Annotated in this window: 12 protein-coding genes, 1 CRISPR repeat array and 1 riboswitch; of the genes, 4 read left to right on the plus strand and 8 right to left on the minus strand. The window is 44.7% G+C overall.

Features of this window, described 5'->3' with window-relative positions; translation table 11 throughout:
* Positions 1 to 5: 5 nt before the first annotated feature.
* The 4 genes from UWK_RS17455 (at position 6) to UWK_RS17470 (ending at position 11,559) form a co-directional block, all read left to right on the plus strand.
* Positions 6 to 1,310: an HlyD family type I secretion periplasmic adaptor subunit gene (locus UWK_RS17455; RefSeq protein ID WP_015405718.1), complete on the plus strand. Its 1,305-nt coding sequence runs from the start codon at positions 6 to 8 to the stop codon at positions 1,308 to 1,310.
* Positions 1,311 to 1,365: 55 nt separating this feature from the next.
* Positions 1,366 to 2,304 (plus strand): response regulator, encoded by a 939-nt coding sequence (locus tag UWK_RS17460; RefSeq protein ID WP_015405719.1) that lies wholly within the window; start codon positions 1,366 to 1,368, stop codon positions 2,302 to 2,304.
* A 175-nt stretch (positions 2,305 to 2,479) separates the two neighbouring features.
* Positions 2,480 to 2,555, plus strand: a riboswitch (cyclic di-GMP riboswitch).
* A 71-nt stretch (positions 2,556 to 2,626) separates the two neighbouring features.
* Entirely contained in the window at positions 2,627 to 9,772 is a 7,146-nt protein-coding gene (locus UWK_RS17465; protein WP_015405720.1) for a VCBS domain-containing protein, read from the plus strand.
* Positions 9,773 to 10,029: 257 nt separating this feature from the next.
* Positions 10,030 to 11,559, plus strand: coding sequence for a TolC family protein (locus UWK_RS17470; RefSeq protein WP_167320767.1), 1,530 nt, complete (start codon positions 10,030 to 10,032; stop codon positions 11,557 to 11,559).
* A gap of 108 nt (positions 11,560 to 11,667) precedes the next feature.
* A CRISPR array of direct repeats spans positions 11,668 to 12,232; the repeat unit is 32 nt; unit sequence GTTTCAATCCACGCCCCCGCATGGAGGGCGAC.
* A gap of 184 nt (positions 12,233 to 12,416) precedes the next feature.
* On the opposite strand, the gene cas2 is transcribed toward UWK_RS17470, so the two are convergent.
* The 8 genes from cas2 to UWK_RS17510 form a co-directional block, all read right to left on the minus strand.
* Positions 12,417 to 12,707 carry a CRISPR-associated endonuclease Cas2 gene (gene cas2 / locus UWK_RS17475; RefSeq protein ID WP_015405722.1) on the minus strand — a complete coding sequence of 97 codons (291 nt, stop codon included), beginning with the start codon at positions 12,705 to 12,707 and terminating at the stop codon, positions 12,417 to 12,419.
* Between the two features lie 9 nt (positions 12,708 to 12,716).
* A complete protein-coding gene (gene cas1c / locus UWK_RS17480) occupies positions 12,717 to 13,745 on the minus strand; it encodes a type I-C CRISPR-associated endonuclease Cas1c (protein ID WP_015405723.1) in 1,029 nt (342 codons plus the stop codon).
* Entirely contained in the window at positions 13,742 to 14,374 is a 633-nt protein-coding gene (gene cas4, locus UWK_RS17485) for a CRISPR-associated protein Cas4 (protein WP_015405724.1), read from the minus strand. The genes cas1c and cas4 overlap by 4 nt, the downstream gene beginning before the upstream one ends.
* Positions 14,375 to 14,404: 30 nt before the next feature.
* Entirely contained in the window at positions 14,405 to 15,394 is a 990-nt protein-coding gene (gene rhuM, locus UWK_RS17490) for a virulence protein RhuM/Fic/DOC family protein (protein WP_015405725.1), read from the minus strand.
* 81 nt (positions 15,395 to 15,475) lie between these two features.
* Complete coding sequence (gene cas7c, locus UWK_RS17495) at positions 15,476 to 16,342, minus strand: type I-C CRISPR-associated protein Cas7/Csd2 (protein WP_015405726.1); 867 nt, start codon at positions 16,340 to 16,342, stop codon at positions 15,476 to 15,478.
* Positions 16,343 to 16,353: 11 nt separating this feature from the next.
* Positions 16,354 to 18,318 (minus strand): type I-C CRISPR-associated protein Cas8c/Csd1, encoded by a 1,965-nt coding sequence (gene cas8c / locus UWK_RS17500; RefSeq protein WP_015405727.1) that lies wholly within the window; start codon positions 18,316 to 18,318, stop codon positions 16,354 to 16,356.
* Positions 18,315 to 19,055: a type I-C CRISPR-associated protein Cas5c gene (gene cas5c, locus UWK_RS17505; protein ID WP_015405728.1), complete on the minus strand. Its 741-nt coding sequence runs from the start codon at positions 19,053 to 19,055 to the stop codon at positions 18,315 to 18,317. The genes cas8c and cas5c overlap by 4 nt, the downstream gene beginning before the upstream one ends.
* Before the next feature lie 16 nt (positions 19,056 to 19,071).
* The gene (locus UWK_RS17510; RefSeq protein ID WP_015405729.1) at positions 19,072 to 21,330 is read right to left on the minus strand and encodes a CRISPR-associated helicase/endonuclease Cas3; all 2,259 of its coding nucleotides are present in this window, start codon (positions 21,328 to 21,330) and stop codon (positions 19,072 to 19,074) included.
* Positions 21,331 to 21,795 lie beyond the last annotated feature (465 nt).

Raw genomic sequence — 21,795 nt, forward strand, 5'->3', positions numbered from 1 at the left:
CCATCATGGCAAAAAAAACGAAACATGATAACAACCAGCAGCTTCGGCTTCTCGGGCTCACAGCAGTACTTGAAGAGGCGACCACTCCGTACCTGATCCGCACCTCAACCCTTATTGTTTCAGTGGCATTTCTTTCCTTTCTGGTCTGGACAGGTTTTGCTAAAATCAAAGAAGTGGCAAGAACCGTAGGAGAGATCGTACCATCCGGTCACATTCAGGTCATTCAGCACCTTGAGGGAGGGATCGTTGATGAAATTCTTGTGGAGGAGGATGACCTCGTCAATCCCGGCCAGGTTTTGCTGCGAATTCGTGGAGAATCCATAAAAGCCGATCGCGCCCGCCTAGTCACCAGAAAGAACCTTCTCGAACAACGTCATGCCCGTCTCACTGCATTTCTAAACGACAAGACCCCTTCTGATCCTTCTCACTCGGACAATGCTATCCTCTCTGGAATGTTCCTTGCTCAAAACGACGAGATTCAGGTATTAAAAGAACAGATTGTTCAGAAAAATGAACAAATAAGTCTCCTCAAACGTGAACAGGCAACCATCCTGAAAAATCTTTCAATTGCCAAAGAATCTTTCGAGACTCAAAAAAAACTTTATGAGGAACGATTAGTTCCCCAAACGAACTACCTCAATGCTCTGCAGGAAATCAATGCCCGAAAAGGACAGCTCGATGCCATGGTTATCCAGATCAGACAGGCTGAACAGGCAGTTAAAGAGTTTGAGTGGCGCCTCCAGTCACAGGGTTCCAAAAGCAAGGATAATGTTCTGCAACAATTAGCTGTACTTGAGGATGACCTTGCAGAAAACAAGGATTTAATTGAAAAACTCAATCAGCAAATCAGTCGTCTGGAACTCAAATCTCCTACCTATGGTCTTGTCAAAGGACTCGAGATCCATACCATTGGAGGTATTATTCCACCTGGTCAATCCCTGATGGAAATAGTCCCCCTGGGTGAGGAACTGGTTGCAGAAGTCAAGGTGTCACCGAACGATATTGGCCATATAAAAACGGGTGACCATGTCACGGTAAAGGTGACTACTTTTGATTTTTCCCGCTACGGATCCATAGATGGTACATTAACCGCCCTATCAGCAACAACATTCACAAACCCACAGGGAACACCGTATTATAAAGGTATGATAAAACTTAGTAAACACTATGTTGGAAATGACCCAGAGATGAACAAGGTTCTCCCCGGTATGATAGTCAATGCAGATATTATCACCGGTGAAAAAAGCCTGCTTGCCTACTTATTAAAGCCTATTCACCGCTCGTTGAATTCGGCATTTATCGAACGCTGACAAGCCAGGATAGCACTCCATTTTAATTTTAATTTAAAAAAAATCTCAAAATCATATGACTATCACACAGGATGCTCCTCTTTCAATACTTGCCGTAGATGACAATCCAACCACACTACGCCTCCTCGAAACCATGCTGAAGCGTAATAAATTCGATGTTCGCACTGCCGTAAATGGAGTCGAAGCCATGGCTGTTCTCAGCGAGTCTCATGACACCATTGACATTATTCTTCTTGACAGAATGATGCCTGAGATGGACGGAATCGAAGTCTGTAATGCCATGAAGGCGGATGAAAATCTACGCCACATCCCCATTATAATGCAAACCGCAGCGGACCGCCCTGAAGAGATCAGTGAAGGAATTGCAGCCGGAGTCTTTTATTATCTCACCAAGCCACTGAATGTTGAAATGCTGCTCTCAATTGTTGAGGCTGCAGGAAAGCAGATCCGCCGCCACAGACAGTTGCGCCACGAAATGGAACGACGCAAAATCAGTTTTGGTCTTGTTCAGATTCTGAAATGTACCTTCAGGACATTGGATGAAGCCGAAGGACTTTCCATATTTTTGGCAAACTATTTTGATGATCCCGACAGGACCCTCACCGGTATTTCAGAGCTTCTGGTAAATGCGGTGGAACACGGAAACCTTGGTATCAGCTATGCGGAGAAAAGTGAACTGGTGGCAGAAAAAAAATGGCAAAACGAGATCAACAACCGCCTCAACGATCCACGCTATGGAGATCGAAGGGTAACTGTGATATTTGAACGTAAGGAAAAAGCCTGCTATATCCAGATTACCGACGAAGGGGATGGCTTTGACTGGAAGCAATACATGGAGGTTGATCCCTCACGTGCCATGCACAATCACGGTCGTGGAATTGCCATGGCCAACATGCTCTGTTTTAACAAACTGGTATACAATGAGAAAGGAAATCAGGTTACCGGAATAATAGAAAGCGATACAAGAGAGGATAAAGACGATTTTTGGGATTGAGATGAAGCCCATTTCACTTTCGTAATCTGGAGTACAGAACCTTCTAGGTATTTGCCTAGGTGTTTTGCCTAGGATACGGCTAATCACCTAAAAATACATGGACATTGCATTCATTCCTTTCACAAGAAACAACGGAACGCTTATTGCATCACCCAACCTGTAACCACAACAACTGATAGCAGTTTGCCAAACTCATCGTAAGGTGAGGACGGAAAGCCACGGGTCCTTTAGAGGATAGCCGGGTTGCCAGCATCAAGGGGTAACCCGGTTTTTTTTGTGTTCGCCATACTGTTTATCCAAAAAATAGAGTATCGGAGTCCTTATGTCTTCAGAGAACAATCCAGTTAGCTCTTCTTCCAGCCCCATTGGCAATTCAACAGAGAATACTCAACAGGACTGGATGGATCTTGACCAGCAGGGAGTAGCAGGAGAAACCCTTAAGGCAAAGAAATGGACGACCCAGCGACGCCTTGTCGACGATGCATCCTATCAAGGCAACATTCATACAGGAACTGAAGCGACTACTGAGCTGAATAAAAGCGACACTCTCTCCGGGGATGCCCTGAACTATCAGTCAATTGCTAATGAAGGTAAAGAGACACAGGACAACAACGGCCCAGAGGAATTTTCAGACGAATCCCAACGGGGCTTATCACCCGACATGGATTCCCTGAACAGAACCGACACACCATCGGCCACATCTGCAGCATACGAACATACGACTGAAGCTGAAAGTCTTGTTACATCCAGCGGAAGTGACACACTGAAATTTGAAGAACATATTGATGAAGCCAAATCACATGGACGCACTGCGACTGAAAACAAATCTACAACACGATTGGCCCAGCCTGCAGCAACAGAAACGCCTCCGGAAGATCTCCCCCTGGAGAATAGCAGTCAGGAAAGGAACACAGCCACCGTATCGGAGTTACAGCAGAAATCAGAGATTAGTGACGCTGTTGATCCCTCCACACAAACACCCACCACAGCTCCTGGATCTGCCCCTGAACCTGTACCTGACCATGAAATAATCACAGAAAGTAGTGCATCCGCGCCTATTTTGACCACAGCTGATGCTATCGGTGTCGAAGATACAATGATAGCAATTGATATTTCAAGTCAGCTTACAGACACCGACGGTTCAGAATCCCTTGCTATCACCATAGGCGGTGTTCCTGAAGGAGCATTCCTTTCAGCCGGTACAAGCCTTGGTAATGGAGAATGGCAGCTCACTCCGGATCAGCTCGAAAATCTCAGCCTGACACCACCTGCCAATAGCGACGAAGACTTCAGTCTTACGGTCACCGCAACCAGCACAGAAAGCCATGGCGGTCAGCAAAACTCCAGATCTGAAATCATCGATTTTTTTATAGAAGCTGTTCCCGACACGCCAGAGCTAACAACTGTCGCCGCAACCGGCACAGAAGACACGGCAATTACCCTCGACATCAGCACTGCTCTCACCGAGCTTGATGGTTCAGAAATACTCTCAGCAATCACACTATCAGGCCTTCCTGAAGGTTCCATTGTATCCGCCGGAACACAAAACATTGATGGTTCCTGGAGTGTTGCACAAGACGACCTTGAAGGACTACAGCTCACTCCACCAAAAGATTATTCCGACAATTTTGAAATCAATTTGTCGGTCACGGCAACCGATTCCAATGGTTCCACTTCAACCAGCACTGCAGTCCTTCCAGTCACTATCACAGCAGCGCCCGACGAAGCAGTTATCAGTGGTAGTGGAGCTATACTTGCCGAAGATACCCTTCAAACAGCGTCAGGTCAGTTGACTGTTGTTGATCCCGACGCAGATGAGGCCCACTTTACCGCTGAAACGATTGAAGGAACATACGGTTTTCTTGACGTTGCGACAGACGGATCGTGGACATACAATCTCAACAACGACGCTGACACAGTGCAGCAGCTCGGTACTGGTGATACTGTTACCGATACCCTCACGGTAACTTCTGCTGATGGCAGTACCCATGATCTGGTCATGACCATAACCGGTACAAATGACGCCATTAGCGTAGTGTCAGATAGCAACACAGCACCAAACACTATTATGGAGAATGCCGCAGACGGCACAGAAATCCACCTCTCTGGACTGGCAACCGATGCAGATGGAGACGCCATACTCTATACACTCGTAGATGATCAAGGAAATGAAATCACCAATGGTCCATTTAGTATTAATAGAGAAAGTGGCGTTGTTACTCTTCAGGATCGTAGCCTGATAGACTACGAAACTGAAAGCAGTCACACCCTGCATATCCAGGCAAGCAGTGCAGACGGCACCTCGAGCACCAGTGATTTCCAGGTACAGATTGAAGATGTTGACATTATCAAAACAACCGATCTTGGTGGTGATGTAAATGGCACTGCTGTTACCTTTACAGTAACAGGAGATCATTACGACCCAAAAAACATTCAAGATGTAGGTGCCGGATCCCCCCACTACCGTATCAGGGTCAACGGCGAACCTCTGGAAATTGACGGCCAGAACACTTTTTCAGTTGAAGCCAACCGTGGCCATATTGAAGATAACCATGTTGTCCGAGACGGAAATGATGTGGAACTGGTGACTTTCAGGGTACCCCAAGGAACTGATGTCGATTCTGTTTCAATTGAATTCATTAACGATGCCTATGATACCTCCAGTGACAGGGATGGTGACGGAATCACCACCGAAGATCGAAACCTTGTAGTAAAAGAGTTGAATATCGGAGGCACTGTCAACGATGACGGAAGTATTGACGGAGGCACGACCTTGCAGGCTGAGGATATCGAAGTGTCCCAATACATTGCCAGTAATGGTGCTGACGTCTCTGGACGCGAAGTTATGCCATGGCAGGGAAGCATGACCTTTTATCCGGATGGTGTGCCACAGGAAGCACCCATATTGGTCGATGATAACGCAAATATTTCAGAAGACAGTGCTGTAGTTCTTACAGGCAATATTTTATCCAATGATACCGATGCAAACAACGGGAGCAACTTCAGTGTGACTGGATTATCTGGAGTCACTGTTCTCCAGGATAATTTCGATGATGGCAATGCTGATGGCTGGGTAGAAATCAGTTCCAATGGCGCTGATACTGATAGATGGCAGGTAGTTGACGGGGCTATTGGTGAAAAAAGCAACTCAGCAAAGGGAATCATGGCCCATGACATGGGGGATTCTGCCGACAGCACCAATTACGAGGTATCAGTTGATATACATGCCAATGCCGGGGATACGTACAATAACAATGTTGGCCTTACCTTTGGTTATGAAGACAATGCCAATTATTACATGATTAAATGGGATGACTACTCCGACAACTATTCAGAAAGCAGCACCCACAAAGATTTTCAGCTGATCAAAGTTGAGGATGGCCACCAAACAATAATTGACCAGATAGATCACGCCGAATTACCCAGTGATTTCACATTATCAGTCAATGTATCCAACGATAGCGGCATATCAATATCTGTTGACGGTGAAGAAAAACTCAGAGCTGCAGATGAACATCCAGCCATCAACACAATTGGCCTCAATACTGGCGATAACGATAGCGGTATCAGTTATGACAATGTATCGGTTATTAATAATGATATTCCAATAGAAGATACAACATCTATTGACGGTACCTATGGTACATTAACCCTTAACCAGGATGGCAGTTATTCTTACGAACTCAATGATGCCAATAACGATGTACAAATGCTTCATGATGGTGAACAGCTCACAGAGACCTTCGCTGTCAATGTCCTTGAAAACCACTCAGGAGAAGCAGGAACTGAAACACTGAACATTACCATTAATGGAAGCAATGACGGCCCCGTTGCAATAAACGACAGTACAGTATCAGAACTCGCAACAGTCTTCCAGGATGATTTTAACGATGGCAATACTGATGGCTGGACTGAGATTAGTTACAACGACGCTGATACTGGCAATTGGCAAGCTGTTGATGGTGCTATTGGCGAAAGAAGTAATTCCGCAAGAGGAATCATGGCCCATAACATGGGTGATGATGCAGAAAGCACCAATTTTGAAGTTTCGGTGGACGTTCATGCCAACTCTGGACAAACTGGAAATAATAATGTTGGAATTACATTTGGATATGAAGACAACAGTAATTACTACATGGTCAAGTGGGATGATTACTCCGAAAACTACTCAGAAAGCAGTACCCATAAAGATTTCCAGTTAATCAAAGTTGAAAATGGCCACCAAACAATAATTGATCAAATAGATCAGGCAGATCTGCCCAGTGATTTCAACTTGTCAGTAAATGTGTCCGACGATAATGGTATAGCTATTATGGTTGATGGTAAAGAAATGCTGACAGCAGTAGATGAACATCCTGCTATTAACACGATCGGCCTTAACACTGACGACAATGACGGCGGCATCAGCTACGATAATGTCTCGGTTAAAGTAGCATCCGACCAGACAATTGTGACCGACGAAGATAGTTCCATTGTTGTCACTGCTGACAGTCTCCTTGCCAACGATACAGATGTTGAGGGAGACACTCTGTCCATTTCCGCTGTATCCGAAAATGTGCTTGATGTTGATGGCAATATTGTTGGCACCGCCTCCCAGGATGACAGTGGCAACATCGTATTCACCCCTGGTGATGCCCTTGATGCTCTTGCGGAAGGTGAGAGTACAAATGTCAACTTCACGTACACGGTCAGTGATGGCCAGGGTGGAACTGATACAGCCACCGCTACGATCACCGTCACAGGAAAAGATAACGACCTCACCTATGTTTCTGAATCAGCTGGCTATAAAAATGTCGTCGGAATGTATGAAACCGACGACCAGGGCAATCCTGTCAGTGGTACCGTGATAATCGACGATCAAAATGGCATGGCAGGTGGCACCCATCTTGCCGATCTGGAACCTGGCAATTATGAATTTTTCATTATAGCCAACGGTGCAAATGAGGTGGATACTGAGAGCAGTATCAGCTTTGATACCAGCGGAGATAAACCAATACTTTTGATTGATGGAGAACCCGCTGCCCACCCCGTCTATTTCACCGAACCAGGTTTTAACCCTGACGGCAAGGATCATTTTCATTTCGAATCAGACGGTGAAGGTGGCACCTTCATCAAGATAGAAGACTTACCCGACCTTGGGGATGCTGATTTTGAAGATGTGGTGCTTCACACCAACTTCGAGATGGATGACAGAACAGCCAGTGGCGAGCTTTCTGACGGTGATCAGGCAGCAAACAGTGTGGTGGAAAATACTGCTCCAGAGGCCATCGCTGACATAGCTGACATCAAAGCCTTTGAACTACCCGAAGGCGGCAGTATTGTCTCAACGGAAAGCAATACCATCGTGGTCAAAGGTGAAATTGTCACTGAAGGTGACACGGGGTCGAGTGTTGACCAGTGGACATTTCACCATGGCGGAGGACCATTGACCATCGATACCCTTTCGGAGAGTGGCACAAACTTCACTGACATTGACGGTGACGGTGCTAAGAACCACATCGACACCATGATGCGTCTCTATGACGAGGACGGGAACCAGGTCGCCATGAATGACGACAGCAGCATGCAGACCGGTGACGGTTCAACCAATGATTACTTCTCTCATATTCAGGACTCCTATATCCAGGTCGATGATCTGCCTCCCGGTAATTACTCTCTTGCCATCGGGTCCTGGGAGCTTACCCAGGATGAAGTAGCAAATGGCCATAACGACAACTCTGATCAGAATATACGCTATGACCATGCCCAGGATACCGGCCCCTATCAAATAACCCTCACAGGAGACGTATCCTTCTCAGAGGAAAGTCCTCTTGCCACTGATGAAGACACAGGACTCACCATCAACGCTGACACCCTTCTTGCTAATGATAGCGATGTTGATGGGGACAGCCTCAGTATCGTGGCAGTGGGTACACCGGTGGATGCAGACGGCAAGGTGGTGGGAACCACCGAACTTGTAACAGAAAACGGCGAACAGCAGATTCGCTTTGTACCGGGTGCTCAGCTCGATTCCCTTGAAACTGGAGAATCAAGCAGTGTCAGCTTCAGTTACACCATCGATGACGGCCAGGGGGGGACCGATACAGCCACTGCTACGATCACCGTTGCAGGAACAGATAACGACCTCACCTATGTTTCTGAATCAGCTGGCTATAAAAATGTCGTCGGAATGTATGAAACCGACGACCAAGGCAATCCTGTCAGTGGTACCGTGATAATCGACGATCAAAATGGCATGGCAGGTGGCACCCATCTTGCCGATCTGGAACCTGGAAATCATGAGTTTTTCATCATAGCCAACGGTGCAAATGAGGTGGATGCTGAAAGCAGCATCAGCTTTGATACCAGCGGAAACAAACCAATACTTTTGATTGATGGAGAACCCGCCACACACCCCGTCTATTTTACCGAACCTGGTTTTAACCCCGACGGCAAGGATCATTTTCATTTCGAATCAGATGGTGAAGGTGGTACCTTCATCAAAATAGAAGACTTACCCGACCTTGGGGATGCTGATTTTGAAGATGTGGTGCTTCACACCAACTTCGCGATGGATGACAGGACAATAGTAGAAGAATCCATACTTGACGAACAGTTAAATAATTCCATAGCAACAGGGATTGCCACAGCCGGATTTGATACTTCCATAACCGATACTGAAGCAAACGGCATCCATAGCGAAGCGATGGAAGATCTCTCTCTCAATATGCCATTCCTTACTCTGCCAGGTGACGCTGAAGGGAGCGAACAGGCGGCCGAACCCCAGGAAACAGCAATTGTAACGCAGGACACAGTTCTTCAGGCTGACACCCCTGTTTCAGAATCATTCACGGAAGACAGCCAACAGAGTTTGAATCCACCCACAGATGATGACCTGGCGCTTTCACTCCCCTCCATATCTCTCAATGATCTCTTTGACGAACCGGCTGACAACAATTACGATCCTGCAGTAACTACTGAAAACGAAACAAGCGCTGTTAGTAATACCGATGAGAATACGAATCCTGCAAATGAAGCAGCAACAGACACAACTGATGAGACATCGACTACCGAAGCTGTGGGTCAGGAACCTCAGGAAGAACTTGTAGATGATGCCACTGATTTACATAGTATTGCTGGCAGTGAGGTTGAAGAAACTGAATTAAATACCGATAACTTACATATAGATCTTGCGAGTGATACTGAATCCGAGTCGTCAACAAATTCAGAGGACGAAAGCAGCAGTCTTGATCGATTTGCAGCAACATCAGCCAATGCATCGGAAGATAACGATAACTCTCCTCTTGACAACTTCTCTGCCTGCAGTCAGTCCGAAGAAACATCAGAATTCTCATCGGTTGAAGAAATTGACACCATAGACGACAATGCCACAGACCAGGTAGACGATGCCGGGTTAAATGATGTTAATGCTATCCAGGAAGACCTTTCCCAAGAAGCGGAACAGGTTGACGCGAATGGTGCATGTTGAACAAACAAAACCGGATAACCTGACAGTTTGTCGGATATCTTTTTCAGGGCCAGAGGTGAATTGTTTAAAGTTAAGCAGTGACAAAGCTACTTTAATAACATAGGATTATGGAGTAGCATCTGTTTATGTCATGTACAGAATAGTTTTTAATCCTGTATGTTAGTATTTACTCTTAACTTGTATTCATTTGCATGATTGTGACATTTTGTGCCATCTTAGGATTGTCACCAAAAATTCGTTCAAACATCAGTACGCTGGTGTTGTGTTTAAGTACACTGTGGCTGACAGGATTATTACTTCCAACTCCTGCCCATACAACATCCATCCGTCTTCATGAGATCAAGACGACAGATTCTTTTACCACCAGCAGCCTTTCACTACCGAGAACTATAACTACAAAAGAAACAGAAGACCAGGCAACAACTGAATTTTTCAGCCCCGGTTCAACACGTTCCGAGCCCGATATTCTCAAGGTATATAAAGCACTGTTCAAGCAAACCTGGGAACAATCACCTGATATTCAGGTTGCCAGGAAAATGAAACAACAGAAAGCAGCAGAGCAATACACCGCCTGGGCCAACAGAATTTCCCCACAACTCGATTTTGAAATTGCTCAGAAACGTTTCCTGAACAAAGACCTAGCCGACGACACCATACAGACCAGCCTTGAAGAAGAAGTCCCATACACTGACGGAAAGGATATAACAGACTGGAATTTTGATCTGGATATTCCTCTCTACCGCCGTCCCCTTTCACTGGCTATTGATGTATCACGGATAGAATACGAGCTCGCAGCCAATAATCTTGAAATTAAAACCCGTGAACTTGATGCCCGGCTCCATGAATTGCTTGGGAACTACATGGTTGCCTCCTACAACCTGCATAATCTCGAAAACTCCATTTTTATTTCCGGTGAACATGTTAACAAAATTCAGCGTGGTTACGATTTACGGGACCAGACCAAACTGGCCCTACTGAGAGCTCAGGCGAACCTGAAGGAACTTGAAGCCAGAAGAGACCTCAACGGACAGAGACGTGACACCACATTTCGGGAGCTTCTCGATTTCACTGCTATCCCCGAGAATGACCCCACTTGGCACTGGCTAAAAGAACTTCTTAACAGTGAACAACGTACAGCAGGCTGTATTAACAGCTTTTCAGCATTACAGACAGGCACTGAAAAGATGCAGCCATTTCTGACTGAAGCATTAACGGAGGCGGAGCTACGTGATTTTTTTGTAAACAACAGCCTGCTCTATAAAAAGATTCTCCTCGAACGTAATCTCGGCAAAATCAAAGCAAAAAAATATACGCAACAGGAATGGCCGGCACTCTTCGTACGAGGAGAGTTTGACAGAAAAGCAGACACGCAGTTTAACGACTACAACGGTGAGGGCTCCATTGGCCTGGTTCTAAGCGTACCACTCTTCAGTGGCGGAACAATATTCAGTAATATCAAAACAGAAACTATGGCTTCCGATATTACTTCCATAGAAGAACATTCAACTATTTTAAGAACCTTCAATTCCATTGCCAATAAGAAAAAAACAATTTCCAGCTTACGCGATATATATGAAAAACAGCAAATCCACCTGCAGCAGCAGCAGGAGATTGTACGACTATCCCTCAAGTCCTACCAGATCAAGCAGACTTCCATGCAGGATCTCCTCACCAGTAAAAACCGCCTGATTGACGCAAAAAACCTTCTTATGCAAACCACCACTGATCTGGGTGTTCTACTTCGACAATTTGCCTGGGAACTGGGTACACCCTTCCCTGCTCCATAGAAAAAAACAAATATCGTTATTCTACTACTTCACGCCACCAATTCTTAAGTCTATACATTCATACAGAAGCGACCTTTAAACTACCCCAAAAGGGCCTGATGAAGCAGAGTTTCAATCCACGCCCCCGCATGGAGGGCGACTGGTCGCTGAGATCAGGATCATCAGAAGTGGCTGTGTTTCAATCCACGCCCCCGCATGGAGGGCGACTGATTAAGGGGTACTTATCAACCAAAAAAAGCATGTTTCAATCCACGCCCCCGCATGGAGGGCGACCTATGGATCAATTTCTGTTGGTGTCGAATCCCGTGTTTCAATCCACGCCCCCGCATGGAGGGCGACGCAACTTGTCTCCTTACGGAAACCTCTAAATCTTGTTTCAATCCACGCCCCCGCATGGAGGGCGACGCAGTAAGCTGCGCTCATCCGGGTGGATTAAAAAAGTTTCAATCCACGCCCCCGCATGGAGGGCGACTTTTAAATCACCTCCTGTTCACCCATGTGGCAGGTGTTTCAATCCACGCCCCCGCATGGAGGGCGACGACATCACAAGATTCTCCGCTGTCAAGGATCTTACGTTTCAATCCACGCCCCCGCATGGAGGGCGACCACCCCTGACGGAACTCCGATGATATCCCCTGATGGTTTCAATCCACGCCCCCGCATGGAGGGCGACTGTCAGCCTGCAATACTTCACAGTTACTGATGACAATGTGGCTTTGCTGCGAACTACAACAATTTACAGATCTCAACAATAAAACCACAAAACACAGTGGCCAATATTCACTAACATTTCAACTAGTAAACATAACCTGCGAACCATTCAGGGTTTTACTGTGCCATTAAGGTTCGCGACATCGTCAAACTAATAAAATCCCCTCCATATCAATGGCCTTCTTAGCCCCAACATGCTCGACCTTATTGTGCCAATTTGAACCTAAGAAATAAAATCTCAGGCTATCAGCCTTTGGGTCAAATTCATCAAGCAATCTTTGTCGCAGCACTGCCCATTGGGCTGGGTCAACTATACATTCAAATACTGAGTATTGTACACGCTGCCCGTAATCCTTACACGTCTTGGCTACTCTACGCAATCTCTTTGATCCACCTGAATCACTTGTCTTCACATCATAACTCACCAAAACAAACATACGTTTACCTCATCTCCAAATCATTGGTGGGTAGCCATCCAGATCACCCCTGAAAAACCGAGCTAGCAACAAGGCCTGGGTATGGAAAAGCAGACCCACTGGCATTTTTTCATCCACAAAAGCATGCACCAATACTTCCTGCTTTTTCTTCTGATAAGCTGTTAAAACGATCTTCCTCGTTTCATCATCCATCCGCACCCCACCGCCATTACTCACTTTAAAGCCTTTTGCCTTTACCTGACCAAGATTTATAAGAGAAAGGACAATCCTATCCACCCAGGGTCGAAACTCTTCCATCATGTCAAGAGCCAGCCCAAAGCGCCCTGGACGATCACGATGCAAAAAGCCCACTGCAGGATCAAGGCCTACACACTCCAACGCAGACCGAACATCGTTCATCAATATCATGTAGAGAAAAGAAAGTAGACAATTCACAAGATCTAAAGGCGGGCGACGCGACCTCTTCGTGAAATAAAATTCATCCTTCTGCTTTACTATCATATGATCCAATACCTGGAAGTAGACATGACCACTATCTCCCTCTACTCCACGAACCATATCTAAATCCAAATCCGCTTTCAAACGTCCCAGTGAATTATTCAACCGCCGAATCGCCTCCTGAATAGCCTCACAATCAATCCGTTCACCATGATCTCGAAGGATACGTTTTAAATTATGTCTACAATTTGCTATTTTGGCAGTCACAAAAGAGGTAGCGATCCTGGCTGAGAAATCCAGATCATCTGCACTTCGATACTGTTGACGACGAAGCAACACATTACCGGATACTGCGCCCTGCACCCTGGCCAAGAATTTTCCATACTCAGTCAAAAAACTAAAAGTAATCCCACGCTCGCCACAAAATCCCATTAGAAATGGGCTGGCACCGACATTCCCAAAGCAGACAATCGACTCCAAAGTATGAATAGGTAGACGAAGACGAATCTCCTTCTCTACTTTCACAACAACAGTTTCACCCTCTTTGGCAAGGTATGCCCCCTGAGTAGTCACAAAAAGAGTATTCAAGTGCTTTTTCATTTCAGCATCTTCTCCAGATAGTGGGCCACTTTTTTTCTCTTCGAAAGCACTTTGGGCAGGCAGAGGGATTCAAAAGAACAACTCTTACATTTATTGCTATATTCAGGTTTTGGGGTTTGTTTTGATGCCAACAATAGATGAAGCCTTTCACTGGTATCCCGAGTCTTTTGCCGAAGCCTGTTATCAAAGACGACCTCCAAACGACGGTGTGTTGTCCCATAAAACATAGCTCCTTTTTCAATCTCTATCCCCAGCATTTCCTCTAAGCAAATTGCCTGGGCACAAAGTTGAACCCTATCAGAATCATCCTTTTTTGCTTTCCCCCGTTTATATTCCACTGGAAATGGCTGCCACCCCTTATCTATCTTATAAAACTCCACGACATCTGCCCGTCCGGCTATGCCTAATTCCAAAGAATGTAAAGGAAGATCATACTCAATTCTTTTATCTTTACGCGATTCCCGACCTGCTTTATGCACCCGCTCATGCATGATTCGCCCTTCAGCCGTCAACCTGTTTTCCTCCCAAAGTTGTTCAATATGAATAAGAGCACATTGCCTTGGACAAAACAGCAGATGCTGAAGAGCTGAAAGCATGTGTAAGTTATCTTCAGTAAACATTTGTGTCATACCATACCACACCACTGGCCATTCTCATTTCTACCCTTTCTCGTTTGTGAGTAAATTAATAACAAGACGAATTAGTAAATCTTTTTGAGCTGGGTCGCTTGATGCTATGAGCAGAGTTAATGCCACCAAAGCCTTATCATCAAAATCCAACACATCACGATTCAACCTGAGAAACAGCAAAAAAAGAAAAGAACCTATACGCTTATTGCCATCAACAAAGGGATGATCCTTAATAATGAAATATAGTAAATTAGCTGCTTTCTCTTGCACACTGGGATAGAGATCCTGTCCACCAAACGTCTGCTGAATAGCACCTAAAACCCCAGCCAAACCTTCGCCCCGCTCCTGACCAAAGATGCCTGTTGCTTCACTTCTACTCAACAATTCCTGCTTTAAAGAACTGATGGCCGGACGTGCTTGATCAATCTCTAACGCTTCAGATAATAGATCCATACTCTTCGGAATTGCCAGAGAAGCCTCGTCATACTGCCAGAGAAGTTGCCATGTTTTGGCATAAGCAGTAACAATAGAAAGCACTCCTCGCCCTTCGTCATTCACCAGTTTATGGTCTTCCAAAGTATTGGCTAGAAGTCCCAGCATTTGCCTGGCATCATCAAGACCTTTCTCTGCCAATCGCTTCTGATTTAAAGTACATCCCTGTACCAGATGTTCTTTCAGGATCGAAGTTGCCCAGATCCTGAACTGTGTACCTCGCTTTGAATTAACTCGATAGCCAACAGAAATTATGGCATCAAGATTAAACCATTCAATAATTCGTGAGACCTCACGAGTCCCTTCTTGTTGAACTGTTGCATTTTCTGCAACAGTTGCCTCTCTAACAAGTTCACCACTCTGAAAAATATTACGTAAATGCCTTGAAATCACTGATTTGTCACGTTCAAACAAATCTGAAATCTGGTTCAGTGTTAACCAGACCGATTCGTCTTTAAGACGTACATCGACTCCAACCTTTCCATCATAAAACTGATAAAGTATCAATTCACCTTGCTCAAAGGTCATACACCTACTCCTGACATTGTTTTCTTCCAAGGTAATCGTTGCCAGGAAAGACAGACAACGGCTGTTACAACCAACTCACTCTCAAACCTCCAATACTGTCACCCCACTTGGCAAATCACCAGTCACTTCAATATTTGTATAGTCGGAAAAAGCCCTTGCTGGGTTCGCAGGATCTTTTAATCTAGGATTAGCAACCATCTCAAAAAGCTGTTGAGCGGAGGCGTTCCCAAGGGCAGAATCATGTTTGAAAACTATCAACTTTCTTGTTCCCATTAAACCACGGGCCGCAGAATGATCATGGTCAAACATATCACGCAAGGCTTGCCATAACAATTCAAGATCTTCTTCAGAAAATCCAGTTTGACTTGCTAAGTGAGGAGAGATGAAACCATGGGCCCGGTAAAGGCCATAGGGCACTGTATATTTGCGCCCCATGGTCCTATTATCACCATGTTGTGCCTCAGCCTCTGCCTCTGTAGTCACTGCCATTCTGGTAATCGAATGTTCAGTGGCAATAATTGGATCAACTGAACGGGAGAAAGTGAGCTGCACAGGTCCTCGAACTTGGCCAGCATTTTTCCCCGTACTCATTACCGCCCCAAAGGTTCTGATATCGTAATAATTTGTACACATCCACTGCCTGGCTGACTCAACTTTTTCAGCAGATTTTTCTTGTTTTTTAACCTCATCAGTTTCATAAGGTTCATCAATAAGATTGTTAAGAACAGCCTTTTCCTTAATGAAAATATCAAATGGCCTTTTTGCTTCCTTAACCAACTGTACATAGTTTCTAATTTTCCTTTTCAGACACACATCAGTAACAAGACCAAAACCCGTTTCAGCATCCATCCGCGGTAAATTTCCAGCATCAGGATCACCATTTGGGTTGCCATCCTGGACATCAAAGAACAATACAAAGTCGTAACGATTTTTTATAATTTCAGACATAACTCTCTCCTTTATTCTTTATCTTCTTTCTTGGTGAACAGATCTTGACGTTGGTGATAATATCCCACTGCAAAACGAGCCTGAGCATCAAGGGGCAAGTGGGCTGGAATTTCTACAATACCACTAAATATTTCCCCCAATATGGTCTCAAAATAGACCCCTGCTCCACCTTTTAATTTGGCAAGATGGTGGTTCTTTAATTTCAGCAATTGTGGGAACACAGAAACAGGCGAACTGGAAGCTGCCCCATAAAACCGCTCGCGAATGGTTTCTTTACCCTGTGCCCTCTTCTGAATATTCTCCAACACAGCAAAGAGACGACCCAACCGATAGGCTGGATTCATATTATTTTTATCAAGTGACACGGATATCTCCTCATTCTCTATTTTATGATAATAACGATTTCTACGATTGACATACGCCTTCAGAATGGCCGCCCTTATTCGATTAACATGACGCTCGGCTCGAATTCGTCTCATACATTGCTGAAACAGGGTTACGGGATATGGTTTCCCCTCAAAAATTGCCTGCATAACTGCCCCGGCTAGATTAGGAGGGACATTGCTAATCTTAAAGTCAAAGGCAGTATGGGATAATAATTTATGGAGTGAGAAGAACTCCTGATCTTTGCCAGAACGAACAATCTCAAGATCATCAAAGTGATTCTTAATCTTTTCAGCAAACTTGAGAACCGTACCTTGTGACCAAAATCGTACCGAAATACGGGCAGCATTTGGAGATAGCCCCAACACATAAAAAGGGATATCACTCTCTGCAGCAAGGCTCCCTGTATAGATACTTTCATAAAGGGCTCGCACTGCCTTGATCCCTGCATCAGGATCATCACTATCCTTTGGAGGGTCAGTAAAAAACAGACTAAAATCATTCTCTATTTGAGTTGCCTTACCTGCCCAAAAGACGGTGGTTGCATCACCAACAAAAATACGATTATTACTAGTTAAAAGAGTTGATAGAGCTGTGGAATACGCTGCCTGGGCATATTTCCCGACAGGAGCATTAAACCCTTGCTCTTTGCCATAGGAATCATAACCAGAGTTTTTTTGAAAACTAACCAAACCTGCTGTACTTTTTCCTCCAGCAATAGCAGTTGCAGCATGAAGACGCTGAATAGGCTGTTTTTTCCCGGTGACCAGACAATACGCTTCACGAGTCTCCGTTTCATCAGGAACTAAGGCCACAGATTTTTGATAGGTTATAACCGCCTCCCGTTCAGCAATGCCCCCGGCATCACCATCAAGGCGAAAGGTAAGATTGCAGCCATTAATTTCTCGACAACTTGGCCAGGCATCAAAACCCGTAACTTTTTGATATTCAGCTGTTGCATAAAAAGACACAACCGCTGCAACTCCCTCATCCGCCAACAATTCAGGTGGAAGTGTGTTTATTGTTTTTTTAAAAGTACCAAGCTGTTTATCAGCCATTTCCTTATCTTTCTTATAAGATGAAATAACTGTTGAAATCACCTTGGTCTCTTGCAAGTTTTCAGGAAGTCCTAAGAGAATTTTCCGAAATGAGCCAAAGCTCTGTATCGTTTTCTCAGCATCGATTTCATATTTTTCACAAAACTGCAAAGCCTTAGCAATACCAGGTTCCAGTCTCTCTTTCTCAGACAGCAAATCAAATTGTTTCCGCACCTGCTTGATCGTTTTAGCGGCATCTTTTTTACTTTCTCCTTTGAGGTGCCCCAAAACATAACCAAAATGATCCCACAATAAACATGCTGTTGCCCAAGCGTTCTGTCCACTTCTACCCTGAACTTTAGGAAGCAAAAATTTTCTTCCCACCAGCTTTTTGCCATTCATCTGTCTGGTATCCTGCAGGTCTACAACCTTACCGTGCCGATCAAGAACAATGACAAAGGGAATTTCTTTCCATGCAAAACCAATGGGCGCAATTTTTGAATTTGGTTCCGCCGCCCTGCGTTCATAATATTCACATAGTGCCTGCAAGATCATTTGCGCACCTCTTCACTCTGCCAAGCTGGCACATCAATCCGCCCATTCACCATTTCAGGGCGATAAAAAGCAGGGATCGGATTTTCTGGATTGGTAAAATCCAAATCATAGAGCATAAAACCCAGATCACGATTATCTTGAATGGGCCTGGCCTTCTCCTGGTCTGGACGGTCAACAAGACGGAAAAAGGCAGAGAACTCACGGCAGCCTAGATATGGCTGGGTAAAGCATTGCCCCTTCCTGGCACGGCGTTCAAACATGGCTAAGTATTTACCGGGATTTTCATCTTTACCATTCTGCCAGGCATCCAGGCTTTCCTGAATTTGATCCTTTTCGCCATCATCCCAAAGTTGAACGGGGACCTGGCAGGCAATTTTCTTACGTTTATCAACAGGTATATACTCAAGCCAGGCATGAATTCGGTAATGAACATCACGCAAAAATAAGCCTGCCCGTTGTTGCCTGTTCGATTCAATAAAGATTTCTTTTTTACTTCGAGATGCCAACGCCCCAACTTCATTACGGCGCACAGAGATCCAGTTTATAGGGTTTAACACCTCTATTTTTCGAATATGCCAGCGAATTGCTGGTTTCCAAAAGATTGCCTCAAAAATTGCCCGTGCCGAAGAAGGAGTGATGACATCATAACTGACCCGCTCAACCTTCATCTCTGGCCTAGTGAAGCAAGCGTAATCCCCCCACACTTCTAAGCAGAATGTTTTTTCATTTTTTCCCATAGGCATTGCCTCCATCTTATATAATAATTGCCCCATCATTGGGCTTCATATCCAACCCTACAAAGCCCAAGGTTTCATCATAGGCATAATCAACCGCCTGACACCAAATCCCCTGCACCTCTTCCACAACACTATCCTTAATTCCTGCGAACTGTCGTTCAGGAATGCTAACCGTGAAGCGTTGCATCTTACGGAACAGCTTACGACTTGGGCCGTATTTTTTTAACTGGCCGATAAGCTGCTGACCACTCGTCTTGTCGCCAGAATACCAAACCACCACCGCCACCTGATTCTGGTCATCAATAAGTTTAAATTTTTGGGCAGCTGTTCGAAATTGAAATTCTCCGCGACCAGCATCCTTAACAAGTAATGACTGCATGTCCTTTTGATCAAAACTGGCAACACCATTGCCATAAAACAATTTAAAATATCGCTGAAAAGTATCGGGCCTAAGATTTTCACAACCCTCGGGATCACGACGCATAATTTCTGAGCCAGCATCTGCTCCTTTTCGCAAGAATCCTGGAGGAGCAAGCTTAGGTGCTTGAAAAACAACCACCTTGCCTTTTATCTTTTCACCATTCTCCTGCAATTCTCCTTCGCGATTACATCGTCCAGCAGCCTGGGCAATGGAATCAAACCCAGCCATGGCCCGATAAACCACCGGAAAATCAATATCAACACCAGCCTCAACCAGCTGTGTACTTATAACTCGAATAGGTTTTTTATTTTTTAGAGCTGATTTGATCTCAGCAATTATTTTGCTACGATGCTCACCACATAGATTTGCCGATAGTAGAATAGACTTTTCAGGCATAAGAGCATGAAGATCACGACAATCTTTCCGAGTATTAACCACACAAAGAATCTGTGGATAAGTAGCCAGTTCATCGGCTAAACTCTCCCACTGTTCATATTTCCCCGCCTGCTGGACCACAACTCGTTGGAACTGCTGCCCGAGCCTTTCGGGGTCGTTAATAATTTCTCGAACCTTACTTCGATCTATGCCAGTAAATCTTGCGCTACCCGTACCAATCTCACCCGTTAAGGCTGGTTGAGTAGCAGTACACAGGACAATGGAGACATTAAAAGAATCAACCAGCCCCTTCATGGTAGTCAAAATTGGCTGAAGATACTCAGGGGGTAACATCTGGGCTTCGTCACAGATAATGACAGAATTGACGATATTATGCAGTTTTCTACATTTTGTACTTTTAGCAGCAAAGAGGGATTCAAACAGCTGAACATTTGTCGTTACAATTATAGGCGCGTCCCAATTTTCACTGGCCAACCTTGCCGCAACTGTTTCCTGATCAGGATCAAGACTGGAATGGTGTTCAAGGACATTTACTTCACCAAAGATATTTTTGTACTCTTGGGCTGTCTGTTCAATAATTGAGGTATAAGGGATAACAATGATAATACGAGTTTTACCATGCCTAATGGCATGTTTTAATGCAAAAGCCATCCCTGAAAGGGTTTTTCCTCCGCCAGTTGGCACTGTCAGGCTAAAAAAACCGGGATCAAGTTCTGCCGCATTTTGACAATCCGCTAAAATTTCCTGCCTTAGAATATTCACCTTTGTCGATTCCGCTCCAGAAACGAGAGAATCCATATATGCATCAAATTTTGTCTTTAACTCGATAATAAACTTCTGGGTGCTACGACAAGCATTCTTGTCTTTATCCATAAAGCCTTCAGTATCGAGGTAATCGGCATCAACCAGGCAAGAAAAAAGCATTCGTACCCATAGATGAAAGATATCCAAACGTATCCCATCTTTACACGGCAGACTTTGAGGAGAAAGTAAACTATCAGTCCCCTCCTGTAGCCAACTCGCAGATAAAGAAGGAAGTTTATCCACCTCATCCTTTGTAAGACGGGTACTCAAACAGCCTCCCCCACCTATTTCATTCTGCCAATCCGGTAAGCCAGCATGATGGCCAGCAATGAGATACGCAAAAACCCTTCCAGGCCCCTGCAAGTTTTCATTAGCCCAAACAGCACCATGACTTGAATGGTTTGGGCCATGACCAGGAACATTCCTAACATAACCGTCACATTCAAATCCTGTTACTTTACGAATATACTCCTGAAACTCTGATGACCCTTTACCAAGATCATGGAGTAATCCTGCCGCCCGCCCCCAATCAGAATTAAAGAATGATTTTGAAAAATTACCGGCATACAACGAAACTCCTTGCAAATGCTCTTTAAGGTAATGAGGAGATAATTTCTGTAATTCTTCATCAAACATGGCGTGGGCAATTTTCATTTCTGAGACACTCACCTGTGCATTTTACCATTTGCTAAGAGTCTATTCCCTTGTGTCCTATTCATTCATCACCATAAAACCTTTGGGTGCTCACAGAGTGAGCACTGTTCACTTTTTATTAAAAAAGAATATCTACCTTGCTGTCATTCGTACGCATAAGAATTTTCATCTTATGTTCAATTCATATAACAATGATTTTAATGTTTTCAACAATTTATTACCAATTTGTTTTCGACAATATCGGTCAACAACTATAATTTAAACCAGGGTTGTCAAATCATTATCCTCGTAGAAATTGAAATCATTAACTAGTTGCAACCACAGGAGACTCGCCATGTAAAAATGACGAGATCGCACAAATGTCATTTTTTTTGCTCAGTTAATAAAAAACGTGGGAACATAGGTTTTAGTCCCTGCCTAAATACTTCCACTCGAACTCTCTATGTTCGCAACCTGCATAGAATA

The sequence above is a fragment of the Desulfocapsa sulfexigens DSM 10523 genome (assembly GCF_000341395.1).
In the GTDB taxonomy this organism is placed as follows: domain Bacteria; phylum Desulfobacterota; class Desulfobulbia; order Desulfobulbales; family Desulfocapsaceae; genus Desulfocapsa; species Desulfocapsa sulfexigens.